General features: G+C 55.8%; 17 protein-coding genes. 13 read left to right on the top strand and 4 right to left on the bottom strand.

Going from position 1 to position 17,632, the window contains the following annotated elements:
- The first annotated feature begins 695 nt into the window (after positions 1-695).
- The 4 genes from IK083_06325 to IK083_06310 all read left to right on the top strand — a co-directional run bounded on the left by IK083_06325 (position 696) and on the right by IK083_06310 (position 6,272).
- Positions 696-2,939, top strand: a complete 2,244-nt coding sequence (locus IK083_06325) for a glycoside hydrolase family 95 protein (GenBank protein ID MBR4749167.1) — start codon at positions 696-698, stop codon at positions 2,937-2,939.
- Positions 2,940-2,968: 29 nt separating this feature from the next.
- Positions 2,969-4,465, top strand: coding sequence for a hypothetical protein (locus tag IK083_06320; protein ID MBR4749166.1), 1,497 nt, complete (start codon positions 2,969-2,971; stop codon positions 4,463-4,465).
- Positions 4,466-4,889: 424 nt separating this feature from the next.
- Positions 4,890-5,336 carry a hypothetical protein gene (locus tag IK083_06315; protein ID MBR4749165.1) on the top strand — a complete coding sequence of 149 codons (447 nt, stop codon included), beginning with the start codon at positions 4,890-4,892 and terminating at the stop codon, positions 5,334-5,336.
- A 24-nt stretch (positions 5,337-5,360) separates the two neighbouring features.
- The gene (locus IK083_06310; GenBank protein MBR4749164.1) at positions 5,361-6,272 is read left to right on the top strand and encodes a hypothetical protein; all 912 of its coding nucleotides are present in this window, start codon (positions 5,361-5,363) and stop codon (positions 6,270-6,272) included.
- 284 nt (positions 6,273-6,556) lie between these two features.
- Here the strand turns inward: IK083_06310 and IK083_06305 are convergent, their stop codons facing one another.
- Entirely contained in the window at positions 6,557-6,826 is a 270-nt protein-coding gene (locus IK083_06305; GenBank protein MBR4749163.1) for an exo-alpha-sialidase, read from the bottom strand.
- Positions 6,827-7,246: 420 nt separating this feature from the next.
- Here IK083_06305 and IK083_06300 point away from each other — a divergent pair, with 420 nt between their 5' ends.
- From IK083_06300 to IK083_06290, 3 genes are all read left to right on the top strand, one after another.
- Positions 7,247-8,101 (top strand): ATP-grasp domain-containing protein, encoded by an 855-nt coding sequence (locus IK083_06300; protein MBR4749162.1) that lies wholly within the window; start codon positions 7,247-7,249, stop codon positions 8,099-8,101.
- Between the two features lie 21 nt (positions 8,102-8,122).
- A complete protein-coding gene (locus tag IK083_06295; protein ID MBR4749161.1) occupies positions 8,123-8,401 on the top strand; it encodes a hypothetical protein in 279 nt (92 codons plus the stop codon).
- Positions 8,402-8,478: 77 nt separating this feature from the next.
- Positions 8,479-8,976, top strand: coding sequence for a hypothetical protein (locus IK083_06290; protein MBR4749160.1), 498 nt, complete (start codon positions 8,479-8,481; stop codon positions 8,974-8,976).
- 45 nt (positions 8,977-9,021) lie between these two features.
- On the opposite strand, the gene IK083_06285 is transcribed toward IK083_06290, so the two are convergent.
- Complete coding sequence (locus tag IK083_06285) at positions 9,022-10,125, bottom strand: exo-alpha-sialidase (protein MBR4749159.1); 1,104 nt, start codon at positions 10,123-10,125, stop codon at positions 9,022-9,024.
- 237 nt (positions 10,126-10,362) lie between these two features.
- Between IK083_06285 and IK083_06280 the strand changes: the two genes are divergently transcribed.
- From IK083_06280 to IK083_06260, 5 genes are all read left to right on the top strand, one after another.
- Positions 10,363-10,992 (top strand): NAD(P)-dependent oxidoreductase, encoded by a 630-nt coding sequence (locus IK083_06280; GenBank protein ID MBR4749158.1) that lies wholly within the window; start codon positions 10,363-10,365, stop codon positions 10,990-10,992.
- Between the two features lie 74 nt (positions 10,993-11,066).
- Positions 11,067-11,507 carry an Rrf2 family transcriptional regulator gene (locus IK083_06275; protein MBR4749157.1) on the top strand — a complete coding sequence of 147 codons (441 nt, stop codon included), beginning with the start codon at positions 11,067-11,069 and terminating at the stop codon, positions 11,505-11,507.
- 54 nt (positions 11,508-11,561) lie between these two features.
- On the top strand, positions 11,562-12,182 hold the full coding sequence (locus IK083_06270) for a 4Fe-4S binding protein (GenBank protein MBR4749156.1): 621 nt from the start codon (positions 11,562-11,564) through the stop codon (positions 12,180-12,182).
- A 4-nt stretch (positions 12,183-12,186) separates the two neighbouring features.
- A complete protein-coding gene (locus tag IK083_06265) occupies positions 12,187-12,993 on the top strand; it encodes a protein-ADP-ribose hydrolase (protein ID MBR4749155.1) in 807 nt (268 codons plus the stop codon).
- Complete coding sequence (locus IK083_06260; protein ID MBR4749154.1) at positions 12,944-13,954, top strand: hypothetical protein; 1,011 nt, start codon at positions 12,944-12,946, stop codon at positions 13,952-13,954. Before IK083_06265 ends, IK083_06260 begins: the two co-directional genes overlap by 50 nt.
- A gap of 49 nt (positions 13,955-14,003) precedes the next feature.
- Here IK083_06260 and IK083_06255 read toward each other — a convergent pair whose 3' ends face one another.
- Positions 14,004-14,777: a Cof-type HAD-IIB family hydrolase gene (locus IK083_06255; GenBank protein ID MBR4749153.1), complete on the bottom strand. Its 774-nt coding sequence runs from the start codon at positions 14,775-14,777 to the stop codon at positions 14,004-14,006.
- A 24-nt stretch (positions 14,778-14,801) separates the two neighbouring features.
- The gene (locus IK083_06250; protein MBR4749152.1) at positions 14,802-16,139 is read right to left on the bottom strand and encodes a polysaccharide biosynthesis C-terminal domain-containing protein; all 1,338 of its coding nucleotides are present in this window, start codon (positions 16,137-16,139) and stop codon (positions 14,802-14,804) included.
- Positions 16,140-16,299: 160 nt separating this feature from the next.
- Between IK083_06250 and IK083_06245 the strand changes: the two genes are divergently transcribed.
- Positions 16,300-17,583: a hypothetical protein gene (locus IK083_06245; protein ID MBR4749151.1), complete on the top strand. Its 1,284-nt coding sequence runs from the start codon at positions 16,300-16,302 to the stop codon at positions 17,581-17,583.
- Positions 17,584-17,632: the final 49 nt, after the last annotated feature.

The following is a 17,632-nucleotide window of genomic DNA, read 5'->3' as shown; positions in this document are numbered from 1 at the left end:
CGTGCCGTTCCACAGCTCGTTCAGGCAAGGGGGGCTTCCCCCCTTCGCATACCCCCCTTTTTTTCGTGGGTATTGCATACCCACACCCGCCCGGGGCGTTTCGAGTCGCCCCGCACCCCCTCCTCGGGGCCCCTGCAAAATCGTTCAGATTTTGTGGGGTGAGAGCGACCAGGGCGGGCTGCCCTGCACCCGTCTGCGCCTCAGGTCTGCGCTCTGCGGCGGGGCAGAAAAGAAACTAAGCCCCAAAAAATCTGTGATTTTTCGGGGACCCCGGCTGCATTTCTGCCTTTTCCGCCTTGCGCCTGACGGCGACGCTGGCCCTTCGGCTTGAGCAGGGGCTTTATACCCCAAAAAATCTGCGATTTTTCGGGGACCCCGGATAACGCCCCTCCCACCCCGGTCTGTCCGTGACCCGGGCTCGCGGTTCGTTTGCAGGAGATCTCTTACCGGTTTCGCATACGCTCGACCGCCGAGATGACGTCTGATGTAAAACGGGACAGAGCTTTCTTCGATCGTGCGGCAGGGTTTTCTCTCCATTGCCGTTTGACTTTTTTGCCCTTGTGCTCTATAATAATATCATATAATATGTTGATATACTTCGGAGTATTTGTATGAAACTATGCGTCCTTTTGCTTTTTTCCCTGCTTTTGGGCGGCGCTCTCTTTGCCGCGCCGCAGTCCTCTGGAGGTGACGCTTTGGATACATCGAACAGGATCTTTTTTACCGCGCCTGCTGACAGCTTTGACGAGGCCCTGCCCATAGGTAACGGCAGGCTTGGGGGCATGATCTACGGCGCCCCCCACCGGGATATTATCGCTATCAATCAGGACAGCGTCTATCACGGCGGCAAGACCGACCGCAACAACGCTCTGGCTCTGGAGAGCCTGCCCGAGATAAGGCGGCTGATAGACGAGGGCAAGCTTACAGAGGCCAATGAGCTCTGCTCCAGGGCCCTGGTGGGGACTCCCGAGAGTCAGACTCACTACGAACCAGTGGGTATCCTGAGCCTCACCTTTGACGAAGGACTGGACTCTGTGTCGGACTATCGGCGGGAGCTGGATATCTCCCGGGCTGTGGCCGGTGTGAGCTTTTCCTCCGGCGGCGTCCGCTACGACAGAGAATACATAGCCGATTTTCCCGACAGTGTCATGGCTGTGCGGCTCACTGCCGACAAGCCCGGGAGCCTTTCCTTTACGGCCCGGCTCCTGAGGGAAAACCCCAAGGGGGACAAGGCCTTTGAGCCTGCCAACGTAAGAAACGGCGTTATGGGTGGTGACACTCTCTTTACCGCTGCCCGCTGCGGCGGCGAGGGGTCGGTGGAGCTCTTCTGCGGCGCAAAGGTCCTGATCCAAAAAGGCTCTCTATCCGCGGGAGAAGACCTTATTGAGGTGCGCAACGCCGACAGCGCTACGATCCTCATAGCTGCAGAGACCACATTTTACGAAAAGGATCCGGAAAAGACAGCCCTTTCCACCCTGAAAAGGGCGTCTCTTTTGGGCTATCCCAGACTTCTCGGACGCCACGTCGCGGACTACAAGCGCCTGTACGACAGAGTGCGGCTCACTCTGCCCGACGACGGCTCTCCGGCGGCTTTGCTGCCCACTCCGGAGCGGCTGGAACGCTTCAAGGAGGACAAAAAGGACAGCAAGCTCATTGAGCTGCTCTTCAACTTTGGGCGCTATCTCCTCATAGCCTCCAGCCGGCCAGGCTCCCTGCCAGCCAATCTGCAGGGCATCTGGAACATTGACTGGCTCCCTGCCTGGGGCAGCAGATACACCATCAATATCAATCTGGAAATGAATTACTGGCCTGCAGAGGTCTGCGCCCTGCCGGAGTGTCACATGCCCCTCATGGACCATATAAACCGGATGCGTGACAACGGCCGCTATACCGCCATGAAGATGTATGGGGTCAAAGGCTTTGCCGCCCATCACAATACGGACATCTGGGCCGACACTGCGCCGCAGGACATATGGCCCAGCTCCACCTACTGGGTCATGGGCGCCGCCTGGCTCTCGCTGCACATGTGGGAGCATTACGCCTTTACCCTGGACAAGGACTTTCTGCGGGATAACCTGGACACCATGCTGGAGGCGGCGGAGTTCCTGTTGAATTATGAGATCGAAGAAGACGGCTACCTGATCATTTCTCCCTCCCTTTCTCCGGAGAACGAGTATTTTCTGGGAGATCAAAAGGGAGCTATCTGCAAGGGCGCCTCTATGGACAGTCAGATCACCCGGGAGCTGTTTCTGGACTGCATCAAGGCGGCGGACGCGCTGGGAGTGGACAACGAGATCGTCCGGCGGATCAGAGCCGCCCTGGACAAGCTGCCTCCCATCAGGACGGGACAATACGGGCAGATCATGGAATGGAAGGAAGAATACCGGGAGACGGATCCCGGACACAGGCACATATCCCACCTGTTTGCCCTGACGCCCGGCAGTCAGATCACCGTGTCCGGCACTCCGAGCCTGGCCCGGGCGGCTGCCGTTACCCTTGACCGAAGGCTGGCCAACGGGGGAGGGCACACTGGCTGGAGCCGAGCCTGGATCATCAATATGAGGGCCCGGCTCCATCAGGGAGACGAGGCTCTGGACAACGTGAAGGCGCTGCTCACCAACTCGGTGCTGCCCAATATGTTTGACAATCATCCGCCCTTCCAGATAGACGGCAACTTCGGCGCTGCCGCAGGCATAGCCGAGATGCTGCTGCAGAGCCACGCGGGGAAGATAGAGCTGCTGCCGGCATTGCCCGGAGAATGGCAGTCGGGAAGCGTGTCCGGCCTCAGGGCCCGGGGAGGCTTTACCGTGTCCATAGAATGGGAAAAGGGCAGCCTGAAAAAAGCTGTGATAGTGTCCGACACCGACTGCGCCGCAGAGGTGGACGGGGTGGGAACGCTGGAATTCAAAAAAGGCGACCCCGTGACCTTAGAATGGTAAGGAATAGACAGAATACTGCGAGGAATACTATGAAAAAAAGAATCCTGTTGATCATCGCCGCCGCCCTGGCAGCGCTCCTGACAGCCTGCGACGCCCGGGAGGCGCCCGAGAGCATTCAAGTATCCGGCGCCGCTCCCTCCAGGGCCGTGGTGGCGTATTTTTCCGTTTCGGGCAACACCGGGCGGGTGGCGGAGCATATTGCGAAAACGGCTCAGGCCGATCTGTACCGGATCGCAGCGAAGAAACCTTATTCAAAAGCGGACCTGGATTACAAAACTCCCGGCTGCAGGTCTTCGGAGGAATTCAAAGACCCTGCCTCAAGGCCGATAATAGCGGATGATCTCAACACTCTGGGCGGTTATCAGGTCATATATCTGGGCTTTCCCATCTGGTACGGTGTGGCGCCGAAGATAGTATATACCTTTGTTGAAGCGCTTGACCTGACTGGCAAGACCGTGATACCCTTCTGCACCTCCGGCAGCAGCGGCATAGACAAGGCTTTGGAGGAACTGCTGCCTTTGGGGAGAAAGGGGCTTTGGCTCAAGGGCAAACGCTTTGCCTCCCACGCCGGTGAAGCCGAGGTGAAAGAGTGGGTGAAGTCCCTGGGCCTGGAGACCACGGGGATGGACCCCGGGCACGTCAGGACCATTACGAGCGCCTCCACAGTGTCGGGCAACGAATTCACCGGCAACGTGATGGTAAAGTATTTTCCCGAATGCGTGGGCAGGCGTTATACCGAGATCCCTTATGCCAGCTACGTTACGAGCTGCAGGCAAAGGATCGAAGACGCTGTATACGTCATGATAGATAATTCGCAGTTAAACGGTCTGGCTTCGGCCGGTTGGTCCTACACATATCTGGCAGATCCCGTTACCGACGTGATGGAAAACGACCCCCGCTCGGCTCTCAGGGAGTTCGGCAGGAAGGACGAGAGGCAGATAAAAAAAGATTTTACCTGCGCCCTGTATGACACCCGCAGATTTACGGCCGGGAAAAAGAGAAATCCGCTCTATAACTCCGATAGCCTGGCAGTCATCAGATACCGGGACAAGATCATCTGGTTCAAGATCCTTGGCGCCGAGACAGACAAAAATCTCTGCGCCGCTTGCGACGCCATGCTCCTGGACAACGGCAGATATATGGTGGCCACTCCCCGGGGCGCATATTATATCACAGAGACCGACGGCAAGATGATATCGGAATTCTACCACGACTACGCCAGGGTCAGCCGGGGCGGCAAAGAAATGCAGGAAAAAGACCGGCCCCTACCCAAGATAGAGATACTCACCGAAAATATGGTCAGGTACTCCTTTGACGACGGCCGTGAGGAAATCTGGCGGATACGCCTTTCCATGAGCGATATACGAAAGAACCTGGGCAAACAGTCTTACGAATTGAATGACAACAGAGACCTCAAAAGCATGAAGTATCTCCAGTGGTGGAACGGCAAGGGCGGCGAAGCCACCGCTCCCCATCCCGGCATCGAGAATATCCGGATGTGGTGCTACACCCAGGGAGAAAGATAGACGCAGGGACAACATCCCCGCGCATTACTGCGCTTATGTGGCCCGCTGCTGCACGACGTCATTTCGTTGCCTCCGCTTTTGCGGAGGCAGAAAGAAATCTCCGGGCCTGACGCGGAGGACCGGTAAACGGCAAAAACCGCGGGGCACAGCGGCACACAAGGCTCAACAGTGTCCTGCCAAACATATGAAGTCATTTCGGCGGTTTTGACGATAGGAAAAACCGGTAAGAAATCCCGAAGACTGATGCAGGAGTCATTTACATCGGATCATGCCCGCGGGGCACTCCCGCGTCATCCCTGGGGCCGTGCATACCGACCTGTATTACAAGATGGACGTGATCCCCTTTGACAGGATGGAGGAGTTCTTTAACAAGTATCTGAAATAAACGGCGCGCGCAGAATTACGCTATAACAAGGAGATAAAAATGCTGGCAGATCCTGAAATGTTTGAGAGAGTAGAGAGCTATCTCAGAGAGAACGGTCAAATAGAACGTTTTGAACAAGAGTACGGCAAGATCAAGGGCCGTATGATGATAACCCTGGCGGAAATCCCCGAGGGCATTGAGGTAACTCCCAATGGCGATGCCGTACCTCAGGCTTTTGAAGCCTCTTTTGACTTTTATGATGCTGTTATCGGTATCGCTATGAATACAGCTGAACGCAAAGCGGCTACCGGTGTGTGGGTAACTCCGCAGAAGGAAGGCGCCGAACATCCTTCAATGGACTGGATAAAGTTTTTTATAAAAACTCTAATTGAGCACATAGGGTTTGACGGCACTTCAGGCTATCCTATTTATTCGTTTGTCAACGACACTTGCGATATGACCATTGTTCCTGTTCCGGAGGACACGATAAAGAAGGATCACGATTAAGCGGATTATCGTCTCGTCAACACCATGAACCGACTGCCTGACAGCATAGTGATCTACACCGGCGGTCCCTACGTTTTCTGCGTCAGGGACGGCCTTCCTTTCCTGTCCGTCAGTGGCAGGGAATACGCCCTGACCTGTCACCCTTACGAGCCCTGTCTCTATATCACCGGTCCCGATGGGGAACGGGCGGCGGTGCACAATTCCTTTGACCCTCTCGTTGTGGCGGAAGTCTTTCTTGAAGGCAGGACTACCCGGTCCATCACCGGCCGGGAATACGGGCCGGAGGATTTTTGCCGTATGACGGAATACGCCTGCAGCAGGGGCGACATCACGATAGACGAGGCGGAAAAGGTCTTTGAGGGCGAAAAAGCCCCGGACACAGCAGAGCAAAAGGAAGAGACGGACTCCGTGGAAGAGACGCCACGGGACGCCCCGGCGCCGGAGGGACAGGTGATCACCGGGGATCCCTTTTACTCTGTGGCGGCAGAGTATCCCGACACAGCCGTGGAATACTGTCTGGTGGCAATCCCCCATACGGGGAACGATGAAACGGACCACAGGATGGCCCTTTTCGCTGCCGCGGGGAAGCTGTTTTTTGACGAAGTGGGCGAGAGAGTGTGGACAGGCAGTCCGGAAAAGGCAGCGGGGAACCCCATAGTTCCCGAAGCCCTTTTTGCCCCGGTGACAGAGGCCATGAGCTACCGCAAGGCCTTTCTCTGCCCGCCCTGGGGCAGCGTCTATGAAGATATGGACTTTGACAGGGTCAACGCAGCCCTGTTCCCCGCCGGCAGCGACCGCCTGACGGTGTACGAGTGGACCTGCGACTGGTCGGACTACTTCGACGACGGCCGCGAATGGTGGGGGACCTTGTGCCTCACCGTCTATGACGCCCGCATGGACCGCTTCGCGGTGATCCTGGCCTCCGCCACCGACTGACCCCTCGCCGCCGTCATCCCAGCGGTGGCGGGTCCTTCGCGCCCTGCGTGTCATCCCGCCCAAAACGGCATCTGTCAAATGCTTTGCATTTGGCCGTTTTGGGTCAGGGATCTATGGAGGGTCCGTTTGCCGCGTTCCTTACTCCGGCTCTGCCGGAGGCGGCAAATGGAAGGGGCCATACAGCAGGGCGTCATAATAAACTGTTTTGCCGTTGGGGGGTCCACGTGGCGGAGAACGAAAACAGCCTCAGTCGGTGTCCCGTTGGGAAATGACCGCCTTCCCCCTTACGGCTTGCTCACCACCACCGGCTCAATTATCGCGGAGGGGTCCATGACGTCCTCTTCCGTAAAGCTGACAAATAGTATCTCCCGGGCTCCGGTCCTTTCCCGGTCATAGGTCACATACACCCTGCCGCCCCAAAAGTCCGCATCGGGATAGGAAGCGCCCTCTCTGGGGTCTATCACCCGGCTGCAGCACCAGGTCTCGCCCTCGTCTTCCGACAGAGACACGGTCATATCGCTGCGCCCCTTGGGCGAGGCATTCCGTATCAGCATTATCCTCCCGGAGGGAGTGCGGGCCGCGAAAAACCGGGAGTCCGCCGCCGGGATGCCACGGAACCCGGCAGCACTCTGGAGCTCATGGTCACAGGCTCCGTCATTTCGGTGTGCTATATGGTGTTTGTCAATGGCTGAGGCACCATAAAATGCTATATAGACGGCAATGAGGTCGTGACGCTGGACAGCGTTTTTGCCGGAGGCTTCGGAGATTATCAAAAAACGGAATTTCTGGCAAGGGATCTGGAAAACTCGGAGAATACGGTCACCTTTGTGTCCGGACCCAATGCTCACGGATGCTCCGAGAACAAAGCAGTGCTCTGCTCGGTAATGGCCGGCGGATGCAAATAACTCCCGTAGGAGGACCCTGGCGGCTCGAGCCGCCTCATGTTTCACAATTTTAAAAGGAGTGCTTGTCATATGGCAGAAATGATATTGTTTCCTTCAAGCTCTTTTGACCCCAAGAGGGTAGATGAGGACCTGCAAAGGGAATACGAGGCTGCAGGAGCCACGGGCCTCTTTGGCTTGGCTCTCTTTGATTATGACGGCTGGTTCCTGGAGGACAGGCTCATAGTCAGGGGCGCGCCGGAAACGGAAACGTCTGCAGTTTACAGGGGCTGGATGATGAAGCCCGACGTGTACGAGAGATTTTATGAGCTTTTGCTCCATAAGAATATCAGGCTCATCACGGAGCCGGAGCACTACCGGCTCATGCATATATTCCCCAACGTATATGAGAGCGTCCGGGACGATACGGCCAGGATGGAGATTTTCCCCCTCCATTCCCGGATCGACGTGGAACGGCTCAAAAAAGACTTTCCCCGGTTTATGATCAAGGATTACGTGAAAAGCGTAAAGGGCACCGAGTTCCCCCGGTACTTTGATCAAACCATTACCCAGCCGGAGTTTGACAGATGGATGGAGGTCTTTTACAAATACAGGGGGGAGCTGCTCACCGGCGGGATATGCGTCAAGGAATATCTGGACCTGAAACGCTACGGTGAACGGGCGAACGAATACCGGGTCTTCTACATAAATCACGAGATCGCCACGGTGTGCCGTAACTCTGGACAGGGCAATTACACTCCCGAGCCCCCCAAGCCACTTCTGGAAAAATACAGATATCTCCGGAGCCCTTATTACACCGTGGATTACGCCGAGCTCGCAGACGGGAGCTGGAAAATACTGGAAGCCGGCGACGGCGGAGTCTCCGGATTGTCGGACCGCCAGGACCCGGTGGGCTATTACAGAGCCCTTTATCAGTGCCTGAAATAACAACATATTAGGAGAAACTCGATGGTTCAGACCCTTGACTGCATATTTTTCTGCGCCTGGAAAAATAAAGCCGAATCGGGCAGGATAGAAAAATGCCTTGCCTCCGGCGAGAGCTGCGAGATAATAGTTGACAGACACAGGCTTTCCTTTGATGCGGAGACGCAGATGGTGACCATACAAAGAGCGTCGGAGGACGTTCCTTTTGCCTGTAAGATTTGGCCCTGTAGGATGCCTTACGCCGTCCTCGAAAGGCTGCTGAAGCATGATCTTGACCATATGGAAGGCTTTGAGTGGCTATGACAAAGCAGATCGAAAGCCGGTTTACGTATGAAGGAGTGCCTGCCCGGGCTTTGGCTTTGTACAAAAGGATATTGTTTTTGCCTGCAGAAAAAACAGGTATTGAGACGGGATCCTGGGCTAACATGAATTATAACGGCTTCTGGTGCGACTACTCGGTTGACAGAGAGCTCATCATCAGGAATTTGTATATCTTCTCGAAGGACCATAACTATCCGGAGATCAACGGCGTAAAGGCGGAGGAAGTCTCGCTCTACCGGGGGCTCGCTGACAGCATAAATAAGAAATATCCGGAGAGAAACCTGATATATATCAACACCTTCCCTATGCTCTATAGGGACGTGTGTATCAAGTGCGAATACACCGGGCGGATAATTCTTGGTCTTGAGCAGAAAAACGAAAGGGTGTACGATGCGGTTTTTGAAAAAGGCGCGGTGACGGAGAGTGTGGATATCACTGACAAGTGGCGCCTCTTTATGACAAAGCGTAAAGCCTCCGGATATTGGTGGGAAAAGGAAGACCGGCGGTATTTCTATCTGGGATACGAGGTTACCGATCCCCGGCTGGTCGGTCTGTAAAGGGAACCCCAGCCGCCGGCGGCGGCTCGCCCGCGTGTCTACGCCCTAAGGCTTGCTTAATACCACCGGCCGGATGGCAGCGGAGGGGTCCATGATATCCTCTTCCGTAAAGCTGACAAATAGTATCTCCCGTGCGCCGGTCCTTTCCCTGTCGTAGGTCACAAACACCCTTCCTCCCCAAAAATCCGCGTCGGGATAGGATATCCCTTCTCTCGTGTCTATGACCCTGTTGCAAAACCAGGTCTCTCCCTCGTCTTCCGACAGAGAGACCGTCATATGGCTGCGCCCTTTGGGAGAAGCGTTCCTGATGAGCATTATCCTGCCCGAGGGAGTGCAGGAGACGAAAAACCTGCTGTCGGCGGCCGGGATGCCGCTGAGCCGGGCAGGGGACCAGGTCCTGCCACCGTCAAAGGAACTGCTTTCCGCCAGCTCTCCCAGGGTGCATCTGGCCAGCATGCGTATCTCGCCGTTTTTCTTCTCATAGGCCATGGCTTCGTCAAAATTGGTGTCAATGACCCCGGCGCCGTAGCCGTGGACCCGGGTGCGCCCCTCGTCGGCGGATATGCTGTAGCCGTAGGAATCGTGGAGCTGGTCGTAGTTGAAGTAGAGCCAGCGTCCGTCCGAGAGGGCAAGGGGCTTGCACCGCAGTATGCCGATATCCAGGCAGCGGGGAGGGGAGAAAAGGGGCTCGCCGGCGTCCGGGTCTTCGCACACCATTTCCCACATGGAGTGGCGGAAATCGTTGAAGAGGACGCCGTCTACTACCACCTCCGGGTGCCGGGGAGCCCATACGGGAGAAGCGTCTTCTCCGGGCTCTGCGTCGTTTTGCACCCAATACAGCCGCAGCCGGCCCCGGGGGTCGGTCCAGAGCTGGATCTCGTAGGCGTGGATCATGCGTTCTCTGTCGGAAGGGATGACCATCAGGGGCCGGGACCAGGTCCTGCCGCCGTCGTCGCTGCAGACCAGCAGATTGTAATTGTCTATGTGGGGCTCGGTGGTGCCGCCGGCATACCAGCCCAGAAATATCCTTCCACCGGGGGAGACCGCTATGGTGGGGACTCCCTGAAAACGGCGTATGCTCTCGGCAAAGCGCGGGTCCATGGGCCGGTAAAGTATCTCACATGGGATCTGTGCCGCGTATTTTTTCATATCCTTGCTATCTCTCTTCGCTTGTCTTCAGTTATATTATACACCCCGGCGCCGCCTTGCGGACTATTTCGGAAGAACTGACCTGCGGACATGCTTTTTTTCGGGGAAAGACGTATCGCGCGTTTATGAATAGTAAAAAATCTGTTGTAACCATTGATATTACATCTGCAGGGTGGTATAATATAGTTGTAACCAAAGCGGTTGCAACAATTCTGGTTGGTCGAGGAGGATCAAAAAATGAAGATAGCAGTTGTATGCGCCAACGGCAAGGCCGGTAAGCTGATAGTCAAAGAAGCAGTGTCCCGCGGCATGGACGTTACTGCCGTTGTACGCGATGAGAACAAAAGTATGGCGCCAAAGGCCCTGATAAAGGATCTGATGGAGCTGACCGCAGCCGATCTTGCCGGCTTTGACGCGGTGGTGGATGCGTTTGGGGCGTGGGAGGAGGACAAGCTGGACGGCCACGTGAAGACTTCCCAGCATCTGTGCGATCTTCTCAGCGGCACGGACACCCGTCTCCTGATCGTCGGCGGCGCAGGCAGCCTGTTCGTGGATCCGGAGCATACGGCGGTAGTATGCGATGGCCCGGATTTCCCGGCAGTGTTCCTTCCTCTTGCAAAGGCGCAGGGCGAGGAACTGGCAAAGCTCCGTGAAAGAAATGACGTAAAGTGGACGTTCATCAGCCCTGCCGGCGATTTTCAGGCGGAGGGTGAACGCACCGGCAAATACATTCTTGCCGGCGAAGAACTCACGCTGAACAGCCGCGGAGAGAGCATCATCAGCTATGCGGATTATGCCGTCGCTATGGTGGACGAGATCGAAAAGGGCGATCACATTCAGCAGCGTATTTCTGTGGTCCGTGAGTAAACCCGGGGCGTATCGATACGCCGCTTTTGCGTAAAAGCCTGAGATGCAGATACAATGACGGGAGGCGTTGCCTTATGCAGATATCAAGCAGATTCACAATAGCCCTGCATATATTCAGCTGTGCGGATACCTTCAAGGATGACTGCAAGGTGACCAGCGGCTTTCTCGCCGGCAGCATCAATACGAATCCTGTCGTCATTCGCAGGATCCTTACACAGCTGAAAAATGCGGGATTGATCACCGTGGCGAGAGGGACTGGCGGTATTACCGTGAACAGGTCCTTGTCGGATATCACTTTTTATGACGTATATCAGGCGGTCGAGCCTGTTGCGAAGGGGGATCTGTTCCGCTTCCACGAGGCCCCGAATCCCAATTGTCCTGTTGGCAGAAACATCCACAGGCTTCTTGACGAAAAGCTCAGGGTGATCCAGGACTCGATGGAAAAAAGGATGAAGGAATTCACCCTTGCAGACCTGCAAAGGGGATTACAGGATATCCTCAGGGAGGAAAACTAAGCGATCAGGGCTTCGGGGGCTTCTGCCCCGGAGCCCTTTCATGGAGGGGCTGATATGAAATCCGAAGAATACCTGTCCTGCATTGTGGAGAACATTCATACCGTGGTCGTGGCTACGGTGGACGATGACGGGTTGCCGGTCACGGCAGCCATTGACATGATGGACAGCGATGAGAATGGTCTGTATTTTCTGACGGCAAAAGGCAAGGGTTTTTATGACCGGCTGAAGAAACGAGGCTTTCTTGCCTTTACTGCTGTAAAGGGTGAAGACACCCTGTCGAGCGTTGCAGTTTCGGTGCGCGGGAAAGCGCGTGAACTGGGGCCCGGCAGGATCCCCGATCTGTTTGCGAAGAATCCGTACATGAACGAAATATATCCTGCCTCCGCATCAAGGGAGACGCTGACGGTATTCATGATATACGAGGGCAGCGGAGAATGGTTCGACCTGTCCAAAAAGCCCATAGAAAGAATATCCTTCACGTTTGGAGGAGCTCAGGATAAGGCTGAGGGATACTTCATCACAAACGCCTGCGTCGGATGCCGGTCCTGTATGGAGGTGTGCCCCCAACAATGCATTGATGCGGAAAATATACCGCTGGTCATCAATCAGGTCAATTGTCTGCATTGCGGGAACTGTATGAGGGTCTGTCCTGCGGGAGCCGTGGAAAGAAGGTGATAACATGAGTAAATATATGACACAGGAACAGCGGCTGGATCTTCTTGTGAAAGAATTCATGGCTGATGCCGGCGAATACAAGGGATTGCAGGTCCCGGATGATACGGAAGGCAAGCGGCGCATGCTGCGGTCTCTGATGAACGTCCGTATGCCGCGCGAACTGCCCCGGCGCGTCCTGGATCTGCAGGACGAATACCTGACCCGGCGGGCAGAAGAAAAGGGGATCGTCCGGCTTTCGGACATACCGGTCATCCGGGACGGACTTTCCGTCTGGCAGGGAGATATAACAAGGCTGGCAGCCGACGCTATCGTCAACGCCGCCAATTCGCAGATGCTGGGATGCTTTGTGCCTCTGCACTCCTGCATAGACAACTGCATCCATACCTTTGCGGGGGTACAGCTCCGCGCGGAGTGCGATCGCCGGATGGAGCAGTTACGAATCAAATACGGCAGAGATCATGAGCAGCCGACCGCTGTCCCCATGCTGACGGACGCCTACAACCTGCCGGCAAAGAAAGTGATCCATGTCGTGGGGCCTGTCGTTCGGGATCGTCTGACTCCCTCTCTGGAAAAAGACCTTGCCGACTGTTATCGCAACACGCTGGACGTGTGTCTTGAGAACGGCCTGAAGAGTGTGGCCTTCTGCTGCATTTCCACAGGAGTTTTTCGCTTTCCGAACCGGCGAGCTGCGGAGATCGCGGTCGCTGCGGTCAGAGATTGGCTGTCAGTCTGCCCGGAAAAAATGGAAAGGGTGGTTTTTAATGTTTTTAAAGACGAAGACAGAAAATATTACGAAGAGCTTGTACCGTGACGGTTATCGGGACAGCATGCGCAAAGGACTGAGCGCTGCGAACTCTTTGAGCGGCCGGGTGTCCTTTGGTGAGGGAACAATGCCTGAACGTGTCGCGCGGCTGAAGAAAGAGATCCTTGCTGCCGACGCAATCGTGATCGGAGCCGGGGCTGGATTGTCCGTCTCTGCAGGCCTGACCTACAGCGGCCGGCGGTTTGAAAGATACTTCTTTGATTTTGCGGAAAGGTTTGGCATCCGTGATATGTATTCCGGAGGCTTCTACCCCTTCCATGATGATGAAACGCGCTGGGCATGGTGGGCAAGGCACATATGGTTTAACCGTTTTGTTGACCCTCCTAAGCCTGTATATAAGGATCTGCTTTCTCTCACAAAGGACAGGAACTGCTTTGTGATCACGACCAATGTGGATCACCAGTTTCAAAGAGCCGGGTTTGACAAGAAGCGCCTTTTTTATACTCAGGGTGATTATGGCCTGTTTCAAAGCGTTGATCCTTTGAATCACAAGACTTATGACAACGAGGCGTGGGCAGCGGCCGCGATGGAGGCGCAGGGCTTCGCGAGGGACGCAGACGGCGCTTTCAGGGTCCCGGAGGACGGGGGGATTTCCATGAGTATCCCCACGTCCCTTATACCAAAATGCCCTGACGACGGCTCTGATGCGTCGATGAATCTCCGCTCCGACGATTCCTTTACGGAAGATGAAGGATGGCGCAGGGCTTCCGCAGCCTATTACGATTTTCTGAAAAGACATGAAGACCTCCGCACGCTGTATCTGGAATTGGGCGTTGGGGCGAATACGCCCGTCATTATCAAGTATCCGTTCTGGCAGATGACGCTGGAAAACGAAAAGGCGGTATATGCCTGCGTCAATTACGGAGAAGCATTCTGTCCGGAAGAGATCGGGGAACGGAGTATCTGCATAGACGGCGATGTCGGCGAAGTGTTGGAGCGATTGAAATAATTCCCGGTCACAGCAAGCGTTGACCGGGAGCGGTCCCCGACAGCCGGGATTATATCAGGCCGTAGTGTCTGAGAGCGTTTGCTATCCCGTCGTCGTCGATGTCTGTGGTCACCCAGTCGGCGATCTCCTTCACCTTGTCCTGGGCGTTGCCCATGGCTACTCCTATTCCGCAGAAGGCGAGCATATCCATATCGTTTTCCGCGTCGCCAAAGGCTATGCATTCCTCCGGCAGGATACCTTCCTTTTGGATAAAATACCGGATGCCCACCGTCTTTCCGCCCCCTTCGGGTATCACGTCTATCCCGTTGTCGTTCCATCTGGCCAGATGGCAGTTCGGAGGGAGCATGGCCCGGATGCGGTCATCCTCCTCCCGGGGCACGAAAGCGCAGGCCTGATACACCGGGTCCCCTTTGTATTCGGCAATGCCGGGGACGGGAGTGGACACGGATTTCATGGCTCTCTTTACCGTGTCGTTGACAAAGTTCAGGGTGAGGCCGCTCTCTTCCACCAGCACCAGAGGCAGCCGGTGTGCCTGAAATATGTCAACAAGGGCGTCGGCGGTCTCCCGGGGGAAAGGAAGCCCGAAGAGCTTGCGTCTGTGTTCGTCCAGACATATATGGCCGTTGAGGGTCACGTAGCCGTCAAAATGGACGTCCGCCACCGGCAGCCGCAGTATCTCACTGATGTGACGGCCGGTGGAGAGATAGGTCTTGATGCCTCCGGCTCTCAGCTGCTCCAGAGCTCTCCGGGCGCCGGCGGGCACGGACCCGGTGCTGTGCGACAGCACTGTGCCGTCCAGGTCAAAAAAAGCCGCTTTGATCATGGGTGTGGTCCTTATATAAATGTGTCAGCCGTAGCCGAATTTTTTGCTTTTTATTGCCAGAAACAAAAAGCCCAGAGTCACGCTCATGAGCTCTCCTGTCACCAGGGACGCCCACACCCCTTCCAGACCCAGGAGCCGGGGCAGGAGGAGTATGGCGCCGCATTCGAATACCATGGTCCTCACAAAGGAGATGATGGCGGAGGTGACTCCGTCGTTGAGGCCGGTAAAGAATCCCGATACGTACATGCCAAAGCCCATAAACACAAAGGATACGGCCACTATCCTGAAGCCGTGGATAGTCATATCCATGAGCCCGGAGTCATAGCCCACAAACACTTTGGCCAGCAGGGGAGCGAAGATCTCGGCGAAGGCGCACATACAAGCTCCTGAGATGGCTATAAGAGCGAGGCTTTTGGAGAGCAGATTCCTGAGCTCCGGTTTGTTCTGCGCTCCGAAATGGTAGCCCACCAATGATTCGCAGCCGATGGAATACCCCACAAACGCAGAGCCGAATATCCAGCTCACATACATGATCACCCCAAAGGAAGCCATGCCGTTTTCGCCGGCGTATCTCAGAAGCTGCAGGTTGTATAGCATGCCCACCAAGGACATGGATATACTGCTCACGAATTCGGAAATGCCGTTGGTAAAGGCCCTGCGGAGAGCCACTGTGTCAAACTCCGCCCTGCCCAGGCGCAGGTTGCTGTCGTTTTTGCGGGCAAAATAAAAGACGGGTATCAGTCCCCCTGTCAATTGGGCTGTCACAGTGGCAACGGCTGCTCCGGCCAGCTTGTATTCGTAAGGCAGCCCTATGACCAGCACGGCGTCCAGCACCATGTTGGTGACTCCCGCGATCACCGTCACCAGAAAACCCATGCGGGGCTTGGCTGCGGTGGTGAAGAAGTTGTGAAACATGACCTGCAGGGCAAAGAAGGGCATGGAGATCAGGATGATGCGCGCATAGAGAAGGCTGCTGTCCAGGAGCCGGCCTTCGGCTCCCAGCATTTCCGCAACGGGACGCATGATGAAAAAACCGACCCCCGCCAGGACCGTCTCCACCGCAAAGGCGGTGTATACCAACAGGGAAAAGATGCTGTTGGCCTTGTCCGGCTTGCCTTCCCCCAGAGTCTTGGCCACCAGCGCCGAGCCTCCCGCTCCGAATATGAACCCTACCGTGCCCAGTATCATCAGGGCCGGGGTGATGAAGTTGATGGCGGCAAAGGCGATCTTGCCGGCATAGTTGGAGACGAAAAAGCCGTCCACCACTTCATACACCGACGTGAACATCATCATCACCACCGTGGGGAAGGTGAATCTGAGAAGCTTGCCGTAGGTGAAATGATCCGAAAGCTGAATAGACATAGAACCTCTGCGAGAAAAGCCGGATAGCCTGCGGTCCGGCGGCGCCTGCCCGGCGCCCTCTATTATTTTACCACAAAGGATGACTCTTGTTCAAAGCGGTTTGACAACAGGACGCCGGATGGTTTAACATATAAGTAGTACACTCAAAGGGAGACACGATATGAAGTTTTTGCTTGCTGTTTTTCTGGCTGTTCTGGTGTGGGGCTGCGCCTGGGCCGACGACCCCGTTTTTCAGGTGAACGTAAAGGACTTCGGCGCCAAGGGCGACGGAGTCACCGACGACACCGCAGCCTTCAGGGCCGCCTTTGCCGCCCTGACTCCCGAGACGGACACCTACCGTCCCTCCAAGATCATCAGAGTGCCGGCGGGCCGCTACCTTATCAGCGACACTCTGGAGATGCCTGTGCGCTCAAGTCTTGTGGGCGAGCCTGTGGCCGACAGACGTCAGGCATCCACCATCATCATCAGGGATCCGGGCTTCGTGCCCATAAGGATGAGCCATTCCAGCTGCGTGTCGGGCTTCCTGTTCGAGTATCCCGACAACCAGTCCATCAAGCACTGCAAGGAATATCCTCCTACCATTGAGACCTGCGGCATCGCGCCGGTCATAGAAAACTGCGCCTTTTCCGGGGCCTGGATATGCATATCCACTCCCAAGGGCGGAGCCAATGCCCCCGGCACTTACAGAGACATCACGGGCTGGTTTCACCATATAGGCATACGGTTGGACGGAGGTCTGGACGTGGCCCGCTTTGAGGATATCCATTGGTTCATAGGCGGCACCGACCGGGACGACGTGGCGAACAGCCATTATTTCAAAGAGAGGGTGGGCTTTCAGTTCGGCAGACAGGACGGAGTGATGATGTCCAACTGCTTCATCATCCACGGCAGGGCCCTCTACGAGCAGCTGCCGGTCACCGGCGAGGGCAAGACCACTCACTGCCTGACACATATCATCAACAGCTGCTGGTGCGAGAACGTGGAATACGGCTTTATCTTCGACGGCATGTTCGGCGTCAATATGGACAACACGGTGATACTGGTGAAGAACGGCGGCACCGGCATCAGGATCAACAATCTGGGCAGCTTTTACAACCTGACCATATCCAACACCGCCTTCAGAGGCTACAACGACACCTTTACGGGCATAGACTATACGGTCGGGGAGGACAGGGCCCAGAACAGGATGGTGGTAAACGGCTGCCAGTTCGTGGGAGCGAGCCCCGCCATAAAGCTGGGCGAGAATTCCAAAAAGATCACCATCGGCGACAACCAGTTTATCGGAGCCGGCACCGACGAGAAGCCCATCATAGTCATAGGCAAGGATTCGCAGAACATCATCATACGGGACAACTTTGCCAATCTGTCGGAAGGGAAGTGGCTGAAGAACGAGGCCAAGGGCGAAAAGACTATAGTGCTCAGGGACAACCAGCTGATATTCTGACGCCTGTTCACAAAAAAAGCAGCCCCCGAAGGGGCTGTTTTTTTTGTCG

Source organism: Abditibacteriota bacterium (assembly GCA_017552965.1).
Classification (GTDB): Bacteria; Armatimonadota; UBA5829; order UBA5829; family UBA5829; genus RGIG7931.
This window is presented reverse-complemented; position numbering and strand designations above follow the sequence as displayed.